Annotated in this window: 19 protein-coding genes; 6 read left to right on the top strand and 13 right to left on the bottom strand. The window is 52.6% G+C overall.

Annotated features, from left to right (window positions below):
- Window positions 1-33 precede the first annotated feature (33 nt).
- The 4 genes from J1836_RS01760 to J1836_RS01745 form a co-directional block, all read right to left on the bottom strand.
- A complete protein-coding gene (locus tag J1836_RS01760; protein WP_207249545.1) occupies window positions 34-393 on the bottom strand; it encodes a hypothetical protein in 360 nt (119 codons plus the stop codon).
- Window positions 394-480: 87 nt separating this feature from the next.
- On the bottom strand, window positions 481-1,203 hold the full coding sequence (locus J1836_RS01755; protein ID WP_242632701.1) for an arginyltransferase: 723 nt from the start codon (window positions 1,201-1,203) through the stop codon (window positions 481-483).
- Window positions 1,204-1,212: 9 nt separating this feature from the next.
- On the bottom strand, window positions 1,213-1,917 hold the full coding sequence (locus J1836_RS01750) for a Crp/Fnr family transcriptional regulator (RefSeq protein WP_207249543.1): 705 nt from the start codon (window positions 1,915-1,917) through the stop codon (window positions 1,213-1,215).
- Window positions 1,918-1,990: 73 nt separating this feature from the next.
- Complete coding sequence (locus J1836_RS01745; protein ID WP_242632694.1) at window positions 1,991-2,641, bottom strand: Tll0287-like domain-containing protein; 651 nt, start codon at window positions 2,639-2,641, stop codon at window positions 1,991-1,993.
- 210 nt (window positions 2,642-2,851) lie between these two features.
- Here J1836_RS01745 and petA point away from each other — a divergent pair, with 210 nt between their 5' ends.
- Both petA and J1836_RS01735 read left to right on the top strand, forming a co-directional pair.
- Entirely contained in the window at window positions 2,852-3,448 is a 597-nt protein-coding gene (petA, locus tag J1836_RS01740; RefSeq protein WP_207249542.1) for a ubiquinol-cytochrome c reductase iron-sulfur subunit, read from the top strand.
- A 17-nt stretch (window positions 3,449-3,465) separates the two neighbouring features.
- The gene (locus J1836_RS01735; protein WP_242632693.1) at window positions 3,466-3,858 is read left to right on the top strand and encodes a NifB/NifX family molybdenum-iron cluster-binding protein; all 393 of its coding nucleotides are present in this window, start codon (window positions 3,466-3,468) and stop codon (window positions 3,856-3,858) included.
- A 1-nt stretch (window position 3,859) separates the two neighbouring features.
- Here J1836_RS01735 and J1836_RS01730 read toward each other — a convergent pair whose 3' ends face one another.
- The 6 genes from J1836_RS01730 to J1836_RS01705 form a co-directional block, all read right to left on the bottom strand.
- Window positions 3,860-5,464: an ATP-binding protein gene (locus J1836_RS01730; RefSeq protein ID WP_207249541.1), complete on the bottom strand. Its 1,605-nt coding sequence runs from the start codon at window positions 5,462-5,464 to the stop codon at window positions 3,860-3,862.
- Between the two features lie 109 nt (window positions 5,465-5,573).
- Window positions 5,574-6,455, bottom strand: a complete 882-nt coding sequence (locus J1836_RS01725; RefSeq protein WP_207249540.1) for a formylglycine-generating enzyme family protein — start codon at window positions 6,453-6,455, stop codon at window positions 5,574-5,576.
- 113 nt (window positions 6,456-6,568) lie between these two features.
- The gene (locus J1836_RS01720; RefSeq protein WP_242632692.1) at window positions 6,569-9,439 is read right to left on the bottom strand and encodes a formylglycine-generating enzyme family protein; all 2,871 of its coding nucleotides are present in this window, start codon (window positions 9,437-9,439) and stop codon (window positions 6,569-6,571) included.
- Window positions 9,436-10,485: an AAA family ATPase gene (locus J1836_RS01715; protein WP_207249539.1), complete on the bottom strand. Its 1,050-nt coding sequence runs from the start codon at window positions 10,483-10,485 to the stop codon at window positions 9,436-9,438. Before J1836_RS01715 ends, J1836_RS01720 begins: the two co-directional genes overlap by 4 nt.
- Window positions 10,486-10,490: 5 nt before the next feature.
- Window positions 10,491-12,119, bottom strand: coding sequence for a S1 family peptidase (locus tag J1836_RS01710; RefSeq protein ID WP_207249538.1), 1,629 nt, complete (start codon window positions 12,117-12,119; stop codon window positions 10,491-10,493).
- A 13-nt stretch (window positions 12,120-12,132) separates the two neighbouring features.
- Window positions 12,133-12,468 carry a trypco2 family protein gene (locus J1836_RS01705; RefSeq protein WP_207249537.1) on the bottom strand — a complete coding sequence of 112 codons (336 nt, stop codon included), beginning with the start codon at window positions 12,466-12,468 and terminating at the stop codon, window positions 12,133-12,135.
- 222 nt (window positions 12,469-12,690) lie between these two features.
- Here J1836_RS01705 and J1836_RS01700 point away from each other — a divergent pair, with 222 nt between their 5' ends.
- Together J1836_RS01700 and J1836_RS01695 are read left to right on the top strand one after the other, a co-directional pair.
- Window positions 12,691-13,590, top strand: coding sequence for a hypothetical protein (locus J1836_RS01700; RefSeq protein ID WP_207249536.1), 900 nt, complete (start codon window positions 12,691-12,693; stop codon window positions 13,588-13,590).
- Entirely contained in the window at window positions 13,587-14,501 is a 915-nt protein-coding gene (locus J1836_RS01695; protein ID WP_242632691.1) for an alpha/beta hydrolase, read from the top strand. The genes J1836_RS01700 and J1836_RS01695 overlap by 4 nt, the downstream gene beginning before the upstream one ends.
- Here J1836_RS01695 and J1836_RS01690 read toward each other — a convergent pair.
- From J1836_RS01690 to J1836_RS01680, 3 genes are read right to left on the bottom strand one after another with little or no spacing between them, the layout of a single operon-like run.
- On the bottom strand, window positions 14,446-15,174 hold the full coding sequence (locus J1836_RS01690; protein ID WP_207249535.1) for a cytochrome b/b6 domain-containing protein: 729 nt from the start codon (window positions 15,172-15,174) through the stop codon (window positions 14,446-14,448). The genes J1836_RS01695 and J1836_RS01690 overlap by 56 nt on opposite strands.
- Window positions 15,161-15,910, bottom strand: a complete 750-nt coding sequence (locus J1836_RS01685) for a 4Fe-4S dicluster domain-containing protein (RefSeq protein ID WP_207249534.1) — start codon at window positions 15,908-15,910, stop codon at window positions 15,161-15,163. Before J1836_RS01685 ends, J1836_RS01690 begins: the two co-directional genes overlap by 14 nt.
- A 13-nt stretch (window positions 15,911-15,923) precedes the next feature.
- Window positions 15,924-18,224 carry a molybdopterin-containing oxidoreductase family protein gene (locus J1836_RS01680; protein WP_242632690.1) on the bottom strand — a complete coding sequence of 767 codons (2,301 nt, stop codon included), beginning with the start codon at window positions 18,222-18,224 and terminating at the stop codon, window positions 15,924-15,926.
- Between the two features lie 328 nt (window positions 18,225-18,552).
- On the opposite strand from J1836_RS01680, the gene J1836_RS01675 reads away from it, so the two are divergent.
- Both J1836_RS01675 and J1836_RS01670 read left to right on the top strand, forming a co-directional pair.
- A complete protein-coding gene (locus J1836_RS01675; protein ID WP_307792569.1) occupies window positions 18,553-19,527 on the top strand; it encodes an SLAC1 anion channel family protein in 975 nt (324 codons plus the stop codon).
- 94 nt (window positions 19,528-19,621) lie between these two features.
- Window positions 19,622-21,289: a glutamine--tRNA ligase/YqeY domain fusion protein gene (locus tag J1836_RS01670; protein ID WP_207249533.1), complete on the top strand. Its 1,668-nt coding sequence runs from the start codon at window positions 19,622-19,624 to the stop codon at window positions 21,287-21,289.
- The last annotated feature ends 21 nt before the right edge of the window (window positions 21,290-21,310 follow it).

Here is a 21,310-nt window from a genome sequence, read left to right as displayed (position 1 = left end):
ACCACAAAAAGGGCGCACCCGTTGCGCCCTTTTTTAGAAGGGAACGTGGAACAATTGGCGAATGCCTTTTTTCATACGATTGCTAGCCGTTTCGGATTGGTGTTGTGTCGCCGCAAATACTTCGCGTGGCGTATAGCCAAACGTTTCATTGAACATGGAAAAATCAATGCGGAAACTTTCGCCTTCCACGTAATACGACAGCAATTCGACCAAGGGCATTTCGCGATCATTGTGCGGTTTAACGGTTTTGATAAAGCCCTGACGGCTTAATTCCGTGGTTGCTTTGATCAAGCGCTCGCGCTTATTTTCATCGACCACATGCCAAACGATTACGCCACTTTCTGGGGTAGCCTGATCATGGTCAATGGCATTCAGGGTAAATGTCTTAATCATCGTTGTCTTCCCGTGACCCACCAATAGCAGCAAGTTATCATAAAATTTATGAATGATACATAGATTCTATGAACAGGAAATGAATGTTTAGCGACTATTCGACACTAACTTGACCCAACGACCGTTGATCAAGCCTTCAATTGGCTGAAAGCGCGTTTTGTAACGCATTTTCGGGGATTCCGCGATCCAATAACCGGGGTAAACATAAGGCAAATCCAATTGGCGGGCTTGCTCGATTTGCCACAATACCGCAAATGTACCGATGCCACGCTGCTCGCCCGCGTCGGGGTCAAAGAACGTATACACCGATGATAAGCCTGTATTCATCTCATCAACTGCTGCAACAGCAAGCAAACGCTCGTTATCCCAAAACTCCACCAATGCCGTTTTACACCAACGTGTCACCAGAAAACCGGCGAAAGTTGCCACGCTATCAGTATCCATGCCGCCCCCCGCATGGCGTTCACGAATATAATGCCGATAAACATCGTTATACAACGGCTTAAAACCAGCGTGATTCACCACGACGTGCAAATCCTGATTGCGCTGCCAATTGCGCCGTTGCGAACGATCCGGTTTAAAATCGGCGACGGGAATACGGCTGGAAACACAGGCACTACACCCTTTGCAATGCGGGCGATACACATCCGTACCGCTGCGCCGGAAACCGCTTTCCAACAAACGCCCGTACAAATCAGCGGTCATCTTGTAACAAGGGTCGACCAACAGATTCATTGCCTGCTGCTCAGGCAAATACGGGCAGGGATGCACAGCGGTGATATACAAATTCAAGTTTGCTTCCGCCGCCATCCGATTCATTTAGCAACTCCCGCTGGAACACACCGCTTTACGCAACCCCTCGACATTTTCAAGCTGAATACTGCCGCGTTGCTCGTTGATAAACCCCTGACGTTTCCAATCTGACAGGAAACGGCTCACGGTTTCAATCGTTAACCCTAACAGCTCACCCACTTCAGCACGGGACAGTGGCAACGCCACCCAACCCCCGTTATTATTTTCACACCAACGAATGAGGAAAGACGCAAGCCGTTCTGCCGCTTTTTTCGCGCCCAATTCTAACATCATGTCTTCGGCTTCACGCAAATGCTGAATCCAACGTTTCATCATGGTGTTTTCAATTTCGGGATTTTGCTTTTTGAGTTCCGTTAATTCCTGTAAAGGCAAACGGCATACTTCAATTTCACTCAGCGGAATCGCAGTATGATTATAGGATTCCCCCGCAAAACCATCAAAACCAAACAAATCCCCAGTACGCAAGACGCGCACAATTTGGGTACGCCCATTCGGTAAGGTTTTGATGAGTTTGACTAAACCTTTGCGCAAGGTAAACGCATTAAGAGAAGCATCGCCTTGATGGTAGATGGTTTCATCCGCAGCAAAAACGACCACAGACGGCTGGAAAGCCTGTATTTCCACCAGTCGATTCACCGGCAATTGTGCAAAAATACTCAAATGCCGAATTTGACAGGCTTGGCAGTGTCCCCTGCCTTTAAGATGTGACATACCCTCTCCTTAGTTACGCTTCCGCCAATAACGAAGACTAAGTGTAAGGAGAAGGTATAGCAAGAGGCCCGTGTTACTGCACGAGATTTTTCACAACAACAAATGCACCGCGCAAGTCGCCTTCTTTGTATCCCACCGCTTTATCGTTCGGGTATAGCTCGGACAATTTCGCGGTCACGGCTGGACTAAGATCCGTGCCGTGGCAGTTTAAGCAAACCGCTGCGGTCGGAATGGCTTTCATGAAACGAAACTCGCTACCAACTACTTCCGCATGAACCAGCGTCGCAGGATCTTCACCAGCCGCTTTTTTGGTTTCAAAGTCATTCAGAACCTTGGTTTGCCATTCGTTGGCAACACCCATGTCAGGGTTACGATTTTTCAGACTGACGCGGCTAACTTGCAAACCTTTTTCGGTAGAAACGGCTTTGGCAATTTCGGGGGCTTTGGTGTGGCAAATACCCATCGCCTCAACAGGGCCACCCGCTTTCATGGCGGCTTCCAATTCGCCTTTGAGTGTACTGCCTAGGGCTTGTACGGCAGCTTTGGCTTCTTCTGCCAGTACCGCTTTATCCACCGCAAGTGCTGCTGCTTGTTGAGCAGGGGCAGTGGCTTGTTCTGCTGCCTTCGGTGCTTCTGCTGGAGCTTCCGCTACCTTTTCGGTTTTTTCGCCGCACGCACTCAGCAATACCGCCAAGCCAATCATGAGTAAAGATTTGTTCATCATCGTACCTTTTACACTAGAACCTAAAACACAGCGGGCAAACTGCCTAAAGCTTCGTATGCCTGCATTAAAAAAAATCAAAAATTATCCAATACATCAGCTTCATCCTTGATGAACGGAATAAGCAATAGGGCTTTGCAGTTTCTCAATGCACTTACCCTGTTAACCCAGTACGTTGCTCGGTCATTAGCATTCATCAGGAACAACTTGCACATGGCACACACAGAGATTAACCACGGGCGACGTCGCCTATTGATTGCTGCCACGTCCGTGGTTGGCGCGTCAGGTACGGCAGCTATCGCCGCCCCCTTCCTATCGTCTTGGCAACCCAGTGCGCGAGCATTAGCCGCTGGCGCTCCCGTCGAGGTGAATATTAGCAAAGTGGAAGCGGGGCAATTATTACGGGTTATTTGGCGGGGAAAACCCGTATGGATCGTGAATCGTACCGAGGCAATGCTGACTGACTTGCCAAAAAATGATACAAACTTACGTGACCCAGCCTCAGAAATCCTATCCCAGCAACCTGCGTATGCCCAAAACGCCCACCGTTCACGAAACCCTCACTATTTGGTATTGATCGGGATTTGTACGCATTTAGGCTGCTCGCCGACTTACCGCCCGGAAGTTGCGCCGGAAGACTTGGGCGCGGATTGGAAAGGCGGCTGGTATTGCCCCTGCCACGGTTCGCGCTTTGACTTGGCTGGACGGGTATACAAAAACGTACCGGCTGCCACTAATCTGGTCGTACCGCCGTATTACTTTAAGGATGACAACACCATCCTGATCGGCGAAGACGGTAACGTTGCTTAATAACGAGGAGTTCCCCCATGAAAGTTGGTTCTTTGAAAATTGGTGTCAGCAGCCAGAATTTCCGTACCATTACCGGACATGCCGGTAAGGGGCGGCGTTTTATGGTGTACGAAACGTATGATGGCAACGAAATACAGGAACTTGAGCGGCTGGATTTGCCCAAGGAAATGGCGTTGCACGAATGGAACGGTCAGGGCGAACACCCGTTGTTTGAACTGGACTATTTAATCACCAGCGGCTGCGGCGAAGGTTTCATGCGTAAAATGGGCAGCCGGGGTGTGATGGTGCGGGCAACGGCGGAAACGGATCCGGTGACGGCGGTGAAAGCGTTATTGTCGAATACACTGCCACCGGCAGCGCCGCATGAACACGATCATGATCACCACGATCACGAGCATCACCACCACTAATTCACATCCCCCACACACCAATATCCCGTTCTTGCCAGCTTTCTTGGCGTTGCCAGATTTTGGCATCCCACGGGGTGTTGGGGTTACGGTCGAAAATGATCAGGTACATTTCCTGCGCACCGCACTGATCGGCATAACCGGCGGTTTGCTCCAGACCTTCAGTAAGGGTAGCGGCTAAACCTTTATGCAAGAGCTTGAGTTCCAACACAATACGCTGGACTTCACCGTGGAAACCTTGCTGCTCATCTACAGGCCATTCAATGTACAGGTCGGTACGTTTGCGCCCTAAGCCGTATTCGCGGTTGATGCGCCCACCACCGTTGATAATCCGCTGCAAAAAGGCTTGCAGCAGCAATTGTGGCCCGGCTTCCTTGTAGTCAAAGCGTTCCAGCCAGCTTTCGGCATGTTCGCGGAAAAATTGCTGGAATGCATTTAACAACTTGGGCATATCGACCCGCCGCTGCGGGGTCAGATACCACGCTTGGCTTTGGGTAATCGCCATTTGGCTGCCCCACGACAATTCACGCGGAATCACTTCCTGATAAATGCGGTTGCTGATGCGGATAGCACCGTTACTGGCGCGTTCGATCAAGCCCAAATCACGCACGTATTCCACTGCGTCTGGGTTAAGCGACTGGTCACTGTCTGCGCCTTTGAGGATTGGCTCGATGACCGAACGTACCCGTGCTTCCTTGAGTTTGTCAGCCAGTTGTTCGAGATGCGTGGCACGAGATTGAATCAGGCGTTCGCGAGCAACACGGTAACGTTCCAGTGTAATGGGCGTGCTGCGGTCACGGGCGGTTTTGTCTTCCCAAATCAATTCATGCCCCAAGGCATTGACCAGCCAAGGCTGCCCGTGGGTATCTTCCCAAAGTTCCGGGAAAATTTCTGGGGAAAACACTTGCCCGGTTTCGGCGGTATGTTGTGCGTACAAGGTTTCGACTTCGGCACGGCTAAAGCTGCCCATTACCAAGGATTTAGCCTTGACGTTGAAAGCACTGCCGCCGGTAATGATTTCATGGTGCGAGGTATGGATACGGTAATCACGCACATCCCGAACGCCACAGAGGATGACGCTTTGCACAAACGGTACGCCGGGGCGACCGATGTAGCCTTCGCGCAATTGGCGTAACAGCGAAATCAGCGTGTCACCGACGAGGGCATCCACTTCGTCGATCATGAGCACAATCGGCAAGGCGGATGCTTGCGCCCAGCGGTTGAGGATGGCTTTGAGCGCCCCGGTTGCGCCGTGTTTTTGCCATATTTCTTCCAGCCATTGATTCAGGCGGTCGTCTTGCAGGCGGTAATACGCGCCATCGGCGAGTGTGCCGAGAATCGTCTTCATCCCCAGTGCCACATCATTACGCGCAGCTTGGGCGGCTTCCACATTGATGTAGAGCGCGGTGTATTCGCCGGACTGGTTGAGGGTATCCATCATTGCCAGCAAGGTGCTGGTTTTGCCGGTTTGGCGCGGGGCGTGCAGGACAAAGAACTTTTTGTCGGCAATCAGTGAGTGAATTTCAGTCCAATCCATACGCTGCATGGGGTCGATGCAGTAATGCTCACTGGGAATGACCGGGCCGGTGGTGTTGAAATGTTTGGGCATGTGGGAGTGTCTGTGGCTGTTGGTTGGGGTTAGTGTAGCAGAAGCGCCGCAGGCTGGCTGCCCGCCTGCTCTACCTGTTTGGCTGCTTCGCCACGCTTGAACTCAGATGTCATAGGGCAAGGCGGCAACCATCGATGTCGAAACGGTCGTCGGGCGCGTGCCTGTAGCGGTAGGCGGATCGGCAGTACCTGCCTACGCTGCTCCACGAGCCGCCGCGCACCACGCGCCGCCCCTGCTCCCCCTCCGGGGGTTCCCTCACCCCACCCCCTCTCCCTAAGGTAGAGGGGCTAAGAGTAACTGACTCCGAACCGAGGTGTTCTTGCCATTCATCCTGACACCATTCCCAAACGTTGCCGTGCATGTCGTACAAGCCCCACGAGTTTGGAAGATAGCTTTTGACGGGAGTGGTTTTTTTTAAGGCATCTTTTCCCCATTCCTTATCATTTTCATAACTCTTGATGTCCTTCACCTCCCATACGCCCCGGTAATTGGCTTTACTGGCATCAATTTCATCGCCGAAATGGAAGGCGGTAGTCGTTCCGGCACGGCAGGCGTATTCCCATTCTGCTTCCCACGGCAGGCGCACGGTTAAATCAGGGTGAAGTTGGTTAAGTTTTTGGATGAATGCCTGTACGTCATCCCAACTGACGTTTTCTACTGGCAGTGAATCATCGTCTTTGAAATAGCTGGGGTTGTCGCCGTTCACTGCCTGCCAGAATGCCTGTGTAACAGGTATATCTGCCAACCAGAAACCTTCTTCCAAAGTGACTTTGTGCTGATCTTCCCAATTTGCCCGCCCTTTTTCTGCTGGTTCGTCTTTTTTTGAACCATCTGGCGAACCCATCATGAATGTGCCGGGGATAATCCAGCGGAAAGTGAGGCTTGCGCCCTGATAGGTGAGCGTCATCCACAAGCCGTGGCAGTCTTCGCCCCAAGCGGATGCCCATGTGGTGGGGAATTGGGGTGGTGAGAGGTGGTTGCGGTAGTCCATGAGTGTCAATCAGTAGATAAAGTGAAGTACATGATGTTCGGTGCAAAAGTGGTTTAACTCCGCTTCGGCTTGGTCGGGAGACATCTTGGGGATGTGATAGAACTTGTATCTCATTACTTACCTGTCAATTTGTTGAATGCCGATTTTAGCCACTGCCCTGCCCGCCCCACCGCAGTCTGGCTGCCATCACGGTCTGGCGCTACTCCGTAACGCGCCTGCCCGTGCTTGCTGCCAGCCTGCTCCTGACCTGAGCTCGGATGACCTAGGGCAAGCCGGAAACCCAGGTTGAAGCGACGGTCGTCGGGCATGAATCTGCGACGGTAGGCAGATCGGCAGAGCTTGCCCGCGTAGCCCCACGAACCGCCACGCAACACTCTCTGCCGCTGCTGCCCCTTCGGGGGTTCCCTCACCTCAATCCCTATTCCTGATGGAAAGGGGCTAAGAGTGACAGACTCCGAACCAAGATCCCCCTGCCATTCATCCTGACACCATTCCCAGATGTTCCCGTGCATTTCGTATAGTCCCCACCCATTGGGTGAATAGCTTTTTACGGGTTTGGTTTCACCTTTTCTTTCATTATCCTGTTCATTCCACTTACCAAAATAATTGACCTTCTCGGTGTTCAAATCATCTTTGCCACCGAATGAAAACGCGCTGGTTGTCCCTGCGCGGCAAGCGCATTCCCATTCGGCTTCCAGCGGCAAACGCACGTCGAGCAACTGCCAATGTTGTTGCAGTTTTTGGAGAAAGACTTGGGTGTCGTCCCAACTGATTTTTTCGACCGGGCGTTGTGAGCCTTGGAAATGGCTAGGGTTCACACCCATGACGGCTGCCCAGAAGGCTTGAGTCACGGTAGTGTCAGCCAGCCAGTAGCCTAGGGTGAGAGTGACTTTGTGTTGGGTTTCATATAAATAACTCCCCGGTTCACTGAATGGCGAACCCATCAAGAAGGTTTGTGGCGGGATGTAGCGGAAGCGTTGAGTGAGGTGTTCCCTTCGGCTTCGCTCAGGGAACGGTTGGGGTAGCACTAAATCAAAATACACGCCATATTCGTCTTCGCCAGTAGGCTGAATCGCCGGTTTCTCCCAGCCATTTGCGCTACAACTGAAGCCCCCCGCCCACTCAGGTCGGGTCAGTGCTTCAACCACCAACCGCTGCCCGCCAATGTGCAAAATCCGTGATTTGCCCGTGACCGCCCATTGCAGATAGCCGTCATTGCTTAGGTAATGATCGGTTGTTTCACCTTCATACTCAGCAATCACCAAATCCTGATCAGTCTCGACTTCCGCCAAGACATAAGGCTGGAAAGCGAAACCGGGTACTTGCAGGCTTTGCAGGGCTTTGGGTGTCCCCAGATAAAAACGCTCGCCATACTGGATGAGTTGCACCCGCTTAAGGTCAATGGGGTGCGTCAGAAACGCATTGGCTGCCCCGTGATCAAGCCAATCAGGGCGCGGCGCATTGTTGCCAAGCCGCTGCTGGGTGATTGCCCACAGCGATGAAAAGTAATCGTTGTGCCGACGGCTGCGGTTTCCCTGCCGCTCCAGCAACAACTGCCCATTGAACAACAGCCCCCGATGCTGTGCCTGCTGGTGGGTGGCGAGGATGTATTGCTTCAGGTAACGCTCGGCTGCTTCCAATCGCTCATCAGCGTTGATACCCGCCAACGCCCCCAGAAAACACAGCGCATCAGCGTAATCCAGCGTGAAGGTATGCGCCAATTGCTGCCGGACGTGCCAATACAAGGGCACTGCCAGTTCCGGTTGCCGGGTCAGCAGCGTTGCCAAGTGATCACGGTAATGCTGTTGTGCCTCTGCATCCAACACCACCGCGTTACTGCCATATTCAACAGCGGCATGATTCCAAATCAGTAATTCATGCCCAATATCCCACGGCTTGCCGAGAGTGAACTGATAGCGCAGGCTACGCAGGAATGCCGGTTCAATTTCCGTGGCAGCAATCGCCAGCGCCAGCAGCTCACCAGCGTGATGCTGATCTTCCGCCATTCGCTGTTGCACGGTTTCTCGCGTAGTGGCAGTCGGGCTAACGGGTATCAGCTTGCTGTAACGATCCCAACTGATGCACTGAAAACACTGGGTCAGTTCCTCGGATAAATAGCGCACGGGTGCAGGGACTAGCGCAAATGCCTGACAACCCGCCCGCCGCAGACTCTGCCCAAAGCGCAACCATTGACGGGTGATTTGCCCGCTATGCTCATAAATCCCCAAATCGCTAAGGATCAAGATGGGCGTTTCTGGCGTGGGCGGATGCCAAGTTTTACGCTCATCCCCCAACAACATGCTGCGGGTCGGCAAATCCAGTACAAACCAGCTTTCCACCCCAACCTCACCGCGCTGCTTACCCAATTGTGCTTGCAGCATCACGTAATCCCGGTTCAAACCATCCAGCCGGGGTGGACGGTCTACCAAGATCACGACTTTAGCCGTCCAGTTCAGCCGCTGCTGTTGGGGGATGCGGCGCAATTGCTCGGCTTTGGCAACCTGTTTCACCAGCTTGGGAATATCCGGGCGTTTGTGGATCTGTTGTTGGCTGAGTAACTTACGCAATAAAGGCCACAAAGTTGACCAAGCCACCAAGGGCTGATGGGGTGGCGGTTGGCTGGCGTAACGGCGTTTGCCTGCCTCCAAATCCAGTGCTTGGTGCTGGATACTATTTACCCAGTCGGGAACATCCGGCTGACCGGGTTGTTTGGGGGCGGGTAACAGGCTGCTGGCTTCCTGCCCTTGCACAACATAAAACACTTCGGGGGGCAGTGCCGAGGGTGCTAAACCATTATCACGATCAAGCAATGGCTTGCGCCGTTCCGGTGTGGGGAACACCTCTTGATCATCACCGCCAAGGTTCAACGGATGTTGCACTGGCACACGCTGGTAGCCAAAGCAATCCAGAATGTTATCCAATTCCCCGCTATCCTGCTGCTCCAGAAACAGCAACAGGTCGGCGCGGCTTACCCGTGAACTCACGCGGCATCCTCGCCTGCATCACCAACGTCGGTATCCATGCGCTGCTTCATGCCGGGGTGTTTTTTCAGGGCAAAATCCTGAATCTGTTCCAGCTTTTTCAGTTGCTTTGCTTCATCCAGTTCCAGCCGTGCCAACACCCGCAATATATCCAGAAACTCTGCCTGACCGGGCGGTTTGAAACCAAGGGTTGCCGCTTCAAGCCTGTCCTGATGCAATTGTTTGGCAGCGGTTTCCATCACTTTGCGGCTGAACAAAGGCTGATTTTTTGCGTCACTGAAATGTTCACCGCCACGCTTCACCAGATGATCCACCAAAGCGGATTCTTTCTCTGGTAACTCAAGGTTCAGCACCAGACAACGGCGCACAAACGCGGCGGGCAATTGGCGGTCTTCATTGGTGGTGATGACGACCAGCGGTCGGATAGCCTTGTCATCATCAGCACGATAGCCAATGCTTTCATTCACCCACGGAATGCGGAAACGCGCATTATCCAACGTTTCCAGCAGGCTATTGGGCAAATCGGCATCCGCCTTGTCGATTTCATCAATCAGCAAGACAACGCCCTTGGGTAAGGTTTTGTCTTCCTCATTGGCAGGATTGGGGTGGTACAACCTGAAATCACTGGCGATGTAATAGTCCTGTGCCGTTTGCCAGTCATACGCCCACCACAACGCGCCCGGACTCAGGAACTTGCGCGGGTCAAGCTCGGTTTTCAACGTTTCCGGGGTAAACCTGCTGCCAATCGCACTCAGTAATTGCGCCTGCCCCAAACGGCTGACCGCATCAAAGCGATACCACAAATCCTGAATTTCCGTGTGTGCGCTGACCACTTCCGACACCAGTTGCCAGCCCAACGCGACGGCGGCGGCACGCGCTAACTGGCTTTTGCCTGTACCGGGGTCGCCGCGTACCAGTAATGGGCGTTCCGAAAGCCATGCCGCCGTCAGCGCATTCGTGGTGCGCTCGTCGAAGACATGGACGCTGGGCTTCCATGTGCCGTAGGCGGGCAAGGTGTATTTTTTATGCGGGGTGATGGGGAGGATCATCAGGTCTATCCTTTTTCACCGTGGATACGGCGGTAAAACTTGTTGATGGCTGCCTGCAAATCGGCTTCCTTGATAAAAAACAGGTTGCTGTCGCAGCCGTCTTCACCGTACTGGATAACGGTCATCTGGTTAAGTTTACTGAGAAAATGCCGATAAACGTCAGCCACGTAGGCAGTCATTTCAACCTGATCATAGGCACTGGCTTTGAACGGTATGTAGTAATGTTCCGGCTGGGAATCATCACGACGTGCTGCCAGTTCCGAGTTCAATCGCTCCCAGTCTTCCGGTTTTGGGTCATAATGCCGATTATCCAACTTGCGACTGGGAAAAACCTTGTTCCAGACTTCAATGAAAATGAGTCTAGCACTTTCCTTTTCGTCCCATTTCAAACAACCTGTGGGTGGTGCAATCAAATGGCGGCTTTTCTGTTCCGGGCCAGTTTGATGCTCAAATTGTGATGGGCGATTAAAACGCCGTGCCATGACAATTTCCACGCCTGTCAGGGATTTCACGGCGAGGGTGAAGAACAGCGAATCATGTTGGATACAATGCGGCAAAACAGCATCTAACTGTTTTTCATCAAAACTGCCCAGCACCAACCAACCCAGAACCTGTTGCGCAGTTGCCTTGACCTCATCAATAGAATCGGTTTCCTTGTAACGCATACCGCCCGGCACAACGCAATCAGCAGTAGCGGTGGCAAGCACATCAATTGCTTTACTTATCTTCCGTTCAACCAGTGCCTTGGCAAGCGTCTTAGGTTCACTGCCCTCATCCTCCATATCCAATGCTTCGGACAATTGTTCACGCAAACGCGGGGTATCCTGATCACGTTTTTTCAGTTCCCGCGTAATTTTTTTGGTCAGGTACGTTTTGAATTCATCGCCGGTTTGGACTGTTGGCAATAACTGGCTTGCTTGTGACTGCCAGACAGCCTGCCGAAACTTTTCACACTTACCAACACGCAGCAGATAGGGAATGGATGCTGCCACCAAACGGTTCTCAAACACTGCTTCAACCGTTGTTTCGCTACGTCTATCAGCATACTCAACTACCTTGTCATATTGATTGGGTGTGCGAATCAGAATGCCCAATAACTTACCCGTTGGACAATGAAATAGAGGAGCACCAGACATACCTTTCCACAGCTTAGCTTCCTCTGCATCACCTTTGGATTCTAATTGCTGGATGTAATGGTCTGGATCGGGCGTGAAGTAAGTACCACCCGCTGGAATTTTCTTGCGTTGTCCTGCTTCTACTCCCGCTCTGGGGTATCCTACTGCTTCCCAAGGCTCGTTCGCTTTCGGAAAAACATCGCTCAACACCGATAACGGCAGCGTCAATTTGGAAGTATCACACCTGACCACCGCCACATCGAAGTTTTCATCTTCAAACACGATGTCAGCCTGCGTCACTTCTGCCGTATGGTAAGGCGCATCTTCATCTGAAAGCCGCCAACTGAAGATGCGCTTTTGTTCAGGGTTGATCTTATCGTGGTACAGCACATGCCGCGCTGTCAGCACCAGCCCATCCCGTATCGGATAAGCAGTGCCAACCGCTTTTTTAAACTGCCCATCGTCTCCCTTGAGTGTTGTGGGTACTTCAACCAGTGCCACTAACTCAGACTTCAGCATGGCTCATGCTCCCTCAATCGAGGTCAGACATGTCGACACCCTTGTAACTCTGGGATTTTTCATCCCAACGCTTGGGCTTCAGTTTCAAACGAATGGTATGCGTATCTTCCTTGCTGTAGCTCCCATTGGCTTCAGCCCCTGCACTACCTACATCGAAACCCAAAATCTTGAACTCAACCCCACCGTTAATTTTCAAATCCCCGGTTTTAGTAATTTGAGTGTGCAACTCGACCTCAATCTCCTCAAGGTTAAACTTGACGCTTTTACCGATACCTTCAGCAATCGCCTCTTCAATATCACTGCGCAACGCTGCTACTACGTCAACTAACTGCCGTTTACCTACACTCATGCAAAGCCCCTTAATTCAGATGGATAAAACAGACCTACGTTTACCGTATACGCCCCAAATGATCATACAATGTGTTGGACAAATTAAGAACAGAGTTTTTTCACATCGGAGAGATTCAGCCCCCACCGCGTACTTTGTGATTTTTCAATGCCATTTTTGCTATGACTGACTAATCTGCTGGGAAAAATGCCCATCACCACCACTAATTCAGGACTTGTTTACATGGATGTATTAACCCGCTCAGCAACCCTCGCCTGCCTAAGCTTCGCCAGCATCGCACCTGCCCATGCGCTGGAATTGCGCTACGGCAGCGGCGATTTCGACATGGGCGCAGCCGCCAAGCCATTTGTCAGCATGGATCCGTCACTGGAAGTGGACACTTGGACGCTGGCAGAACCGCACCGCAATATCAACGATTCACCGCTGTATTACCAATTTCGCGCCGATTATTTCGACTCGGACACCGTGAACCAGATGACCGACCTTGCCAGTGTGTCGATGACCAGCAACCTGCCTGTGATCGGTAGCAGCGTCACGGATTTGATTGCGGACAATACCGCGATTCCCGTCCCCGCCGATTACCGCATCCACGGCGTAAACTTTGATGTAGGCGTGGGTTACGATGTGCTGAAAACTGCGCGGGGACATGTGGGTGTTGGCGTGAATACCGGTGTCAGCACGCCATTCATAAAAGTGCGCAATGTCCTGCCCGCCGCCAATCTCGCCTTGGATATGCTGGATACCTTTGATACCGAAGTCACCACTTACAAAGCCGGTGTCGCGGTGCAAGGCAGCTATCAGGCAACCCCTTGGTTGGAAGTGGCTGGCAATGCCTCCCTCAATCACCAAACCGGTGAAATGGATAACGGCTGGGTGGGTTCAGGCATCGACATGGATGGCACGTACCGCACGCTGGAAGTTGAAGCCAAGCTCAAACCCGCCAAATTGCTGAATCAGCCACAACTGAAGAATGCATTCGTCAGCATCGGGCATAGCCGCAGCGACTGGAATTACGACAGTGCCGCGATTAACACCCCCATCGGCAGCGCCAGTGTTCCGGGTATGTTTGATGCGGATTTTACGCATGACAGTACGTGGATCGGGGCAGGCTACGACTTTTGACACTGGCATTGCTGATCATTGCGGGAATTATTGTCGCAGCAATTGCGCTGTTCATGCTCGGCATCCACTGGGGTTTTCGTGCGCCACGCCAAGTAGAGAAAGGCACGCCGCAAGATTTAGGCTTTGCTTTTGAACAAGTGTGGATTCCCAGCGTTGCCAACAAACGCTTATTCGGCTGGTTTTTACCCGCTGGCAATGCCACACAAACGCTGGTCATCTTGCACGGCTGGGGCAGTAATGCGGAACTGATGTTGCCCATCGCCGCGCCCTTTCGACAGGCAGGCTTGAATGTGCTGCTCTTCGATGCCCGCAATCATGGGCAAAGTGACACCCACAGCTTTTCCTCCCTACCGCGTTTTGCCGAGGATTTGGACAGTGCGCTGGCGTGGTTGCACGCCAATCATCCGACGGCTTGCGAGAAACTGGTGTTGCTGGGGCATTCGGTCGGCGCGGGTGCGGTATTGCTGGCAGCGTCACGACGCACTGACATTGCTGCGGTGATCAGTGTTTCAGCATTTGCTCACCCTGAATGGGTGATGCGCCGTTACCTGCAAACGGTACACTTACCCAACATTTTGATTCGCGTCATCAACCGTTACGTGCAATGGGTGATCGGGCATCGCTTTGCGGCGATTGCGCCAATGCATAGCGTGTGCCGCATCACTTGCCCGATTTTGCTGGTGCATGGCACGGCAGATACGGTTGTGCCGCTAAAAGATGCACACGCGATTTTGGCGCACTGCCCGCGCCCGCATCTCAGCTTGCTGGAAGTGGTAGATGCAGGTCACGCCTCCGTCGATAAAATCGAGGAACACGCGCCCGCATTACTGGCTTTTTTACAGGAAAAAGCTGACTTCAAACCTTCCCCTCACGCTCCAACTCCGCATACCACAACGGATTATGGTGCTTGATAAACGCAACTTCCGCCTCGCCCGACTTCATGGTTTCCAGCGATTCCGGCTCTTCCACCACCGCGAAATAGATATGCGCCACCAAGCCCAACAATACCAGCAACACCGCTGCCAAATGAATCACCAACGCCCAGCGGAACACGCCCCCCAAGACCCCCGCTGATGCGGCAAAATCCAGAAGCATCGGGCTGAGGAACAAATATATCCCCGTCACCGCAATCGCCAACGAACACGCAATAATCATCGTCCCCAGCAAACGTTGCGCCCCGTTGTAACGCCCTTGCGGTGGCACGCTTTTGTGTTTCAGCAAGCCAAATAAATGCGCCAGCGTGATCACCATCGAACTCATATCCGCTATCGCTGCCTTAGGCGTTAACACCAGCACATTTTTCAGAAACGGCAACACCACCCGCTTGAAATTCAACAGCGCGTACACGCCAATCACCCCTGCCCACACCATGCCACCGATGCCGTGCAGCAACACCAAATTGGCATTGCCCCCCAGCAAATTTTGCAGGAATGTCGGCCAGAATGCCGGAGCAAGGCGCACAAAATCGCCGGAAATAATGCCAAAGCCAGTCAATACCAGCGTCAGCCAGAAAAAAGCGTTGAACCAGTGGATCGCAATCACATCCTTGGTGCGTACCTTAATGGTGGGTTTAGTGCTGCTCATGGCTGCCCTCCTTGTTGCTCACGTCTTGACGACGGTCGATCAATTTTTTAATACCTGCACCGAGGAATACCGCCATCATCCCGCCGATACCCAGTGTTCCCAGCGGATTAACGATGTTTTCCATCAGCGTGCCGGACAAATGCCGCTCATTCAGCTTCGGCATCACCGAGTCAGGAATCGCTTTGCCCGCCGTGTAGTAATAATGGTTGGGGCCAATATTGACCTCATCCGTCACCAGTTTTTGCCATTCTTTGGCTTTCAGCAATTGGGAAACCGCAGAATTCGGGTCATTGGCATCGCCAAAAATCAGCGCACGCCCCACACACGTCTCCACGCACGCAGGCTGTAAGCCCTTGTCGATACGCGGCTGGCAGAACGTGCATTTGCTAATGGTATTCGTCACCGGATTCAGCCATCGCGCTTCATACGGACAAGCCGGAACGCACAATTCGCAACCGGAACAAATCGCATGATCGACCAGCACAATGCCGTCCTCACGCTTCCAGGACGCACCGGAGGGGCAAACTTCCACGCACGGTGGATCGTCGCAATGCTGGCAACGACCGGGGAATAATTGCACTTCCGGCAAACCCTTGGCATTGACGTATTCGACTTCCTTCACCCAGTCACGCGAGTAACCCAGCGGGGTATCCCATTCCGCACGGCAAGCGACTTCGCACGCCTTGCAGTTAATGCAGCGGGTGGTATCCGCCAACATCACGTATTTTGCAACCATGTTATTCGCCTCCTCAGACTTTAGTCACAGTGACCATGTTCATACCCATCGAAATACTGCCAATGTGTTTTTCACGGGTATCCGATGCCAGCAACGAATCCGACAAGCCTTTGCCGACCGCCGTGGTCATGCGCGTATCCCAATGCCCAAAACCGTGTACCGTGAACACCGTATCCGGGCGGATACGCGGCGTGACTTTGGCAGCAATCTTGCCACCACGTCCTTTGGCATCCTTGACCTCCACCGTCTCACCATCGCTAATGCCGAGCTTGACGGCAGCGTCCGGGTGTATCCACAGCAAGTTTTCCGGCATGAAATAGTTCAACCAGATATTGTCTTGAGTACGCGCATGGGTATGGAAACCCACCCGCCCAAAGGTGAAATGGAATTCACCATCCTTGGGGCGTGGCTGCTCTGCCCACTCAATCGCATCCGCCATCCCTAACGCTTGTAACTGGCTGGGAATCAGCTCGATCTTGCCGCTGGGGGTCGGGAATACTGACTTACCGCCGTGTTCACGCGGGAAATTGATCTTGGGGTCGGCGGGAATTTTGATGACACCCTTTTCCTTCAATTCTGCCAGTGACAAACCCGCTTTTTTCAGGCGATCCTCCAGCAATGCTTCAATGGAATCGTGTGGGAACCACGCCTCTAAGCCCATGCGTTGTGACAATGCTTTACAGATGTCCCACGAGCCTTTGGTATCATGCAACGGCTGCATCGCCGGTTCGCGCAACGCCACAAACCCTTCCTGCATCCCACCGGTTTGCAAGTCGTCGTAACGCTCCAGATAGCTCGCTTCCGGCAACAAGATGTCGGCGTAACTGTTCATTTCGTTGGGTATAACATCGGCAGCGACGTAAAAATCCATATTCAGCAAGGCTTTACGGATAGTGTCGTAATCGGTGCTATTGCTGAAGCCATTACCCCCCGCCGTCAACAAGGCTTTGAGCGGGTAAGGATCTTGTTCCGCCATTGCCCGCCACATTTCATTGGTTAAACCGTACTGGGCATTCGCCAGCGGCCAACGTCCGACCACACCTGCGCCATCCGCCCGCTGGATTTTACCTTCCGCATCGGTAGCAAAGGGCTTTTGGGCGAAATCGAAATCACCGCCGGTTTCACCGCGTGTCACATGCGCGTGCGGAAATTCCGGCAAGGTGATTTCAGGGATTTTGAAGGTTTGTGGCGTAAAAATTCCGCCGTTACGATCCCACACACCGAATAGCGAGTTGAGGATCGAAATGCTCATGCCCGTCCCTAAATCATTGGAACTGCGCGTCAGGCGGCGCGGGCTGTAGACCAAAACGGCAGGGGCTTTCTGTGCCATTTCGAGCGCAATGCGGCGCACCGTGTCCGCTGGAATCGTGGTAATTTCCTCCTGCCATTCGGGGGTGTATTGCTCGACTTTGGCAGCCAATTCATCCAAGCCGGTGACGTATTCGGCGACAAACTGCGTGTCGTACAGGCCGCCTTTAATCACCACATGGATCAGTGCCAGCAGGAAGGCGTGGTCAGTGAGCGGGCGAATCGACAGCCACTCATCGGCTTTGGAGGCCGTGATGGTGTAACGCGGATCCACATAAGTCACTTTCGCGCCATTCGCTACGCCGTCAATCCAGCCGAGGGTTTCGCCGTTGTGCAGGGATTCGGTGACATTACGCCCCATCATCAGAAAATATTTGCAGTTTTCCAGATCCAGCGTTTCATTGCCGCCCAGTTCGCGCCCCGCTACCAACATATTGGCAACACCGCGTGGCCCGCAGCATAGACCAAAAACCGGACTGGTGGTGTTGGGTGTACCGAAAGCGTGGGCAAGGCGGTGGTAGGGCTTTTCCCACGTGCCGTGACCAATCATGACCAATGCTTGCGGGCCGTATTTTTCCTTCACCTTATTGAGTTCGTGCGCTACTTTGTCGAGTGCTTCATCCCACGGCATCGGTCGCCATTTATTGTCGCCGCGTGCGCCGGTACGTTCCATTGGCTGTTTCAAACGGTTGGGTGCAAACGCCACCTGAATGCCGGAATTGCCTTTGCCACAGACCACACCGCGATTGAGCGGGTGTTCCGGGTTGCCGTCGATTTTGAAGGCTTTGCCGTCACGGCTGCGGACTTTCAAGCCACATCGCCAGTAACACATGTCGCAAAAACCCCAATGTTCTTCGTAATCCTTGAGGGTTTCCAACTCGTGGGGGGCATGGATACGCGCTTGCGCATCAAGGCTTAACGCAGCCGTTGAAGCGACGGCTGTTCCCATCATGCTTTTGAGAAAGGCGCGGCGCGATGCCTTGCCGGATTGATTAGATTCCTGCACGTTTGACTCCTACTAGCGCGATACAACGATGTTCATTGACATCTATTTATAAAGGATAGTCTGCGAGGCAGGGGCATGAAGCAACCTTGCTAAATCGCAAGATTTTGTTGAGTATTTATTGACTTACATCATGAGAACCCCGATTGCCGCGCAGCGATAAGCGGTGCAATACCTTAGTGCTTTAGTTTGCTATTTTTCAATGCCAAACCAGCCGCTAACCGCTAGCATCGCCCCTACTTTTAGCTCTCTGACTTTTCAGAGGGAACACCCATGAAACAAATGATGCTGCAAGAAAAAAAGCATTGGTCATCACCGACTGAGGATTGACATGATGGAACACACTCCTGCCCCACACGGGCGTTTAGCCTTTTTACCCATCTCGTTTTTTTCGGTGGTGATGGGCTTATCCGGTTTAACCATTGCATGGGAAAAAGCCCAGCATGTATTTCACCGCGATTTGGGTATCAATATCGGGATGTTGGCAGTGACTGTCAGTGTCTTCGCGCTGTTATTCCTGCTGTATGTGAGTAAAGCGTGGCGCTACCCGCAGAGTGTGGCGCAGGAGTTGGCGCATCCGGTCAAGCTCAGTTTTTTCCCGACGATTTCGATCAGTTTGTTGCTGATTGCGACGGCATTGTATGGGGTGAATGCTGAGCTTGCCCTGCCGGTCTGGGTGGCGGGAACGTTATTGCATTTGGTGTTTACACTGTATGTGATTAATAAATGGATGCACCACGAACATTTCCAAATTCAGCACATTAACCCCGCGTGGTTTATTCCGGCGGTGGGGAATGTGCTCGTACCCGTTATTGGTGTACCACTCGGTTTTGTGGATGTGTCGTGGTTTTTCTTCAGCATCGGCATGTTTTTCTGGCTGATTTTAATGACATTGGTGTTTAACCGCATGATGTTCCATCAGGCGATTGATGCGTTTTTGCTGCCAAGTTTGTTCATTTTGATTGCGCCGCCAGCCGTGGGGTTCATTGCCTATATGCGCTTGGAAAGTGAGCTGGATGCGTTTGCACGGGTGTTGTATTTCTTTGGTTTGTTCCTGACGCTGCTGTTGTTTAGTCAGTTCGGGCGGTTTGTGAAGTTGAAGTTTGGCTTGCCTTGGTGGGCGTATTCGTTCCCGTTGGCGGCGATTACCATTGCCAGCTTCATTATGTATGAACAATCGCAGGCGGCGGCGTATCTGTGGATTGCCAGCGGTTTGTTGGCGGTGCTGACCGTGTTGGTTGCGTTGCTGGTGACGTTGACACTACGCGCCGTGTTGCGTCACGACATCTGCAAACCGGGGCATTAAGCACCACAACGCAAATGGGTAAGCACCGCACTGGACAACGGCGGTGCTTAATAGTCTAATTCCTGCATTGCAATAATTGACAAGAACTACCCCCATGAGCGAAGAAATCAGCAAACCACTCAATTTTATTGAGCGTATCGTCAAGGAAGACGTAGAAAACGGCAAAGTCACCAGCGTGCGCACGCGCTTCCCCCCCGAACCCAACGGCTACCTGCACATTGGACACGCCAAATCCATCTGGCTGAACTTCGGGCTGGCACAGAAATTTGGCGGCAAGTGCAACCTGCGCATGGATGACACCAACCCCGAAAAAGAAGACGAAGAATACGTCGAATCCATCAAAGCGGATGTGCAATGGTTGGGTTATCAATGGGATGGCGATGTGCATTACGCCTCCGACTATTTCGACCAGTTGTACGACTGGGCGGTTTACCTCATTAAAGCGGGCAAAGCGTTTGTGTGCGATTTGACCGCAGAAGAAATGCGGGCATACCGTGGCAATTTGACCGAGGCCGGTAAAGAAAGCCCGTTCCGCACCCGTTCTATCGAAGAAAACCTCGAACTGTTCACCCAAATGCGTGACGGCGCATTCCCCGACGGCAGCCGTACTTTGCGCGTCAAAATTGATATGGCATCGTCCAATATCAATTTGCGTGACCCGGTGATTTACCGCATTAAACGCGCTACGCATCATCAAACAGGTGATAAATGGTGCATTTACCCGTCTTACGACTACGCCCACGGGCAAAGTGACGCGATTGAAGGCATTAGCCATTCGGTATGTACGCTGGAATTTGAAGTGCATCGCCCGTTGTATGACTGGTTTATCGACAATATTCCCGTACCTGCGCAACCGCACCAGTACGAATTTTCGCGCCTCAATATCAATTACACCGTCACTAGCAAGCGCAAGCTCAAGCAATTGGTGGATGAAAAGCACGTTGATGGCTGGAATGATCCGCGTATGCCGACCGTTTCCGGCTTGCGCCGTCGGGGTTTCACCCCTAAAGCCATTAATGATTTCTGCGAAATGGCGGGCGTGACCAAGGTCGAAGGCGTAGTGGACCTTGGCATGTTGGAATTTGCCATCCGCGAAGATTTGAACAACATTTCGCCGCGTGCCATGTGCGTATTGCGCCCGCTCAAAGTCATCTTGACCAACTATCCTGATGACCAAGTGGAAACCATGACTGCGCCCGTGCATCCGCAAAATGAGGCGATGGGGACACGCGCCATGCCGTTTTGCCGCGAAATTCTGATTGATCAGGACGATTTCCGCGAAGAAGCCAATAAGCAGTACAAGCGTTTGGTATTGGGCAAACGGGTACGCCTGCGTAACAGCTACGTGATCGAAGCCGATGAAGCTGTGAAAGATGCCGACGGCAACATTATCGAAGTGCGGGCGCGGGTGATCGAGGATACTGTCGGCAAAGATCCGGCGGATGGCGTGAAAGCCAAAGGCGTGATTCATTGGGTGTCAGCGCGTGATAACGTGGATTGCGAAGTGCGCTTGTATGACCGCTTGTTCAGCGACCCGGCACCGGATGCGGGCGGCAAAAACTTCTTGGAATTCATGAATCCAAACAGCTTGGAAATTCTCAACGGCTGCAAGGGCGAAATCGGGCTGGCGCAAGCCACGCTGGAAGACCGCTATCAGTTTGAGCGTGAGGGGTATTTTGTGCTGGACTCCAAGTATTCGGCTGCCGAAAAGCTCGTGTTTAATCGGGTGATTGGGTTGCGGGATACTTGGGAGAAAAAATAGGTAAAGGCTACGTTGGCGTGC

This window comes from Thiothrix fructosivorans (assembly GCF_017349355.1).
GTDB classification, from domain to species: domain Bacteria; phylum Pseudomonadota; class Gammaproteobacteria; order Thiotrichales; family Thiotrichaceae; genus Thiothrix; species Thiothrix fructosivorans.
Note: the sequence above shows the minus strand (reverse complement) of the source record. Positions and strands in the feature narration are given on the sequence as shown.

Bases quoted from the DNA above. Each gene is read 5' to 3' on its own strand.
- J1836_RS01760 (WP_207249545.1), bottom strand. From the start codon at position 393: ATGATTAAGACATTTACCCTGAATGCCATTGACCATGATCAGGCTACC.
- J1836_RS01755 (WP_242632701.1), bottom strand. From the start codon at position 1,203: ATGGCGGCGGAAGCAAACTTGAATTTGTATATCACCGCTGTGCATCCC.
- J1836_RS01750 (WP_207249543.1), bottom strand. From the start codon at position 1,917: ATGTCACATCTTAAAGGCAGGGGACACTGCCAAGCCTGTCAAATTCGG.
- J1836_RS01745 (WP_242632694.1), bottom strand. From the start codon at position 2,641: ATGATGAACAAATCTTTACTCATGATTGGCTTGGCGGTATTGCTGAGT.
- petA (WP_207249542.1), top strand. From the start codon at position 2,852: ATGGCACACACAGAGATTAACCACGGGCGACGTCGCCTATTGATTGCT.
- J1836_RS01735 (WP_242632693.1), top strand. From the start codon at position 3,466: ATGAAAGTTGGTTCTTTGAAAATTGGTGTCAGCAGCCAGAATTTCCGT.
- J1836_RS01730 (WP_207249541.1), bottom strand. From the start codon at position 5,464: ATGCCCAAACATTTCAACACCACCGGCCCGGTCATTCCCAGTGAGCAT.
- J1836_RS01725 (WP_207249540.1), bottom strand. From the start codon at position 6,455: ATGGACTACCGCAACCACCTCTCACCACCCCAATTCCCCACCACATGG.
- J1836_RS01715 (WP_207249539.1), bottom strand. From the start codon at position 10,485: ATGATCCTCCCCATCACCCCGCATAAAAAATACACCTTGCCCGCCTAC.
- J1836_RS01710 (WP_207249538.1), bottom strand. From the start codon at position 12,119: ATGCTGAAGTCTGAGTTAGTGGCACTGGTTGAAGTACCCACAACACTC.
- J1836_RS01705 (WP_207249537.1), bottom strand. From the start codon at position 12,468: ATGAGTGTAGGTAAACGGCAGTTAGTTGACGTAGTAGCAGCGTTGCGC.
- J1836_RS01700 (WP_207249536.1), top strand. From the start codon at position 12,691: ATGGATGTATTAACCCGCTCAGCAACCCTCGCCTGCCTAAGCTTCGCC.
- J1836_RS01690 (WP_207249535.1), bottom strand. From the start codon at position 15,174: ATGAGCAGCACTAAACCCACCATTAAGGTACGCACCAAGGATGTGATT.
- J1836_RS01685 (WP_207249534.1), bottom strand. From the start codon at position 15,910: ATGGTTGCAAAATACGTGATGTTGGCGGATACCACCCGCTGCATTAAC.
- J1836_RS01675 (WP_307792569.1), top strand. From the start codon at position 18,553: ATGATGGAACACACTCCTGCCCCACACGGGCGTTTAGCCTTTTTACCC.
- J1836_RS01670 (WP_207249533.1), top strand. From the start codon at position 19,622: ATGAGCGAAGAAATCAGCAAACCACTCAATTTTATTGAGCGTATCGTC.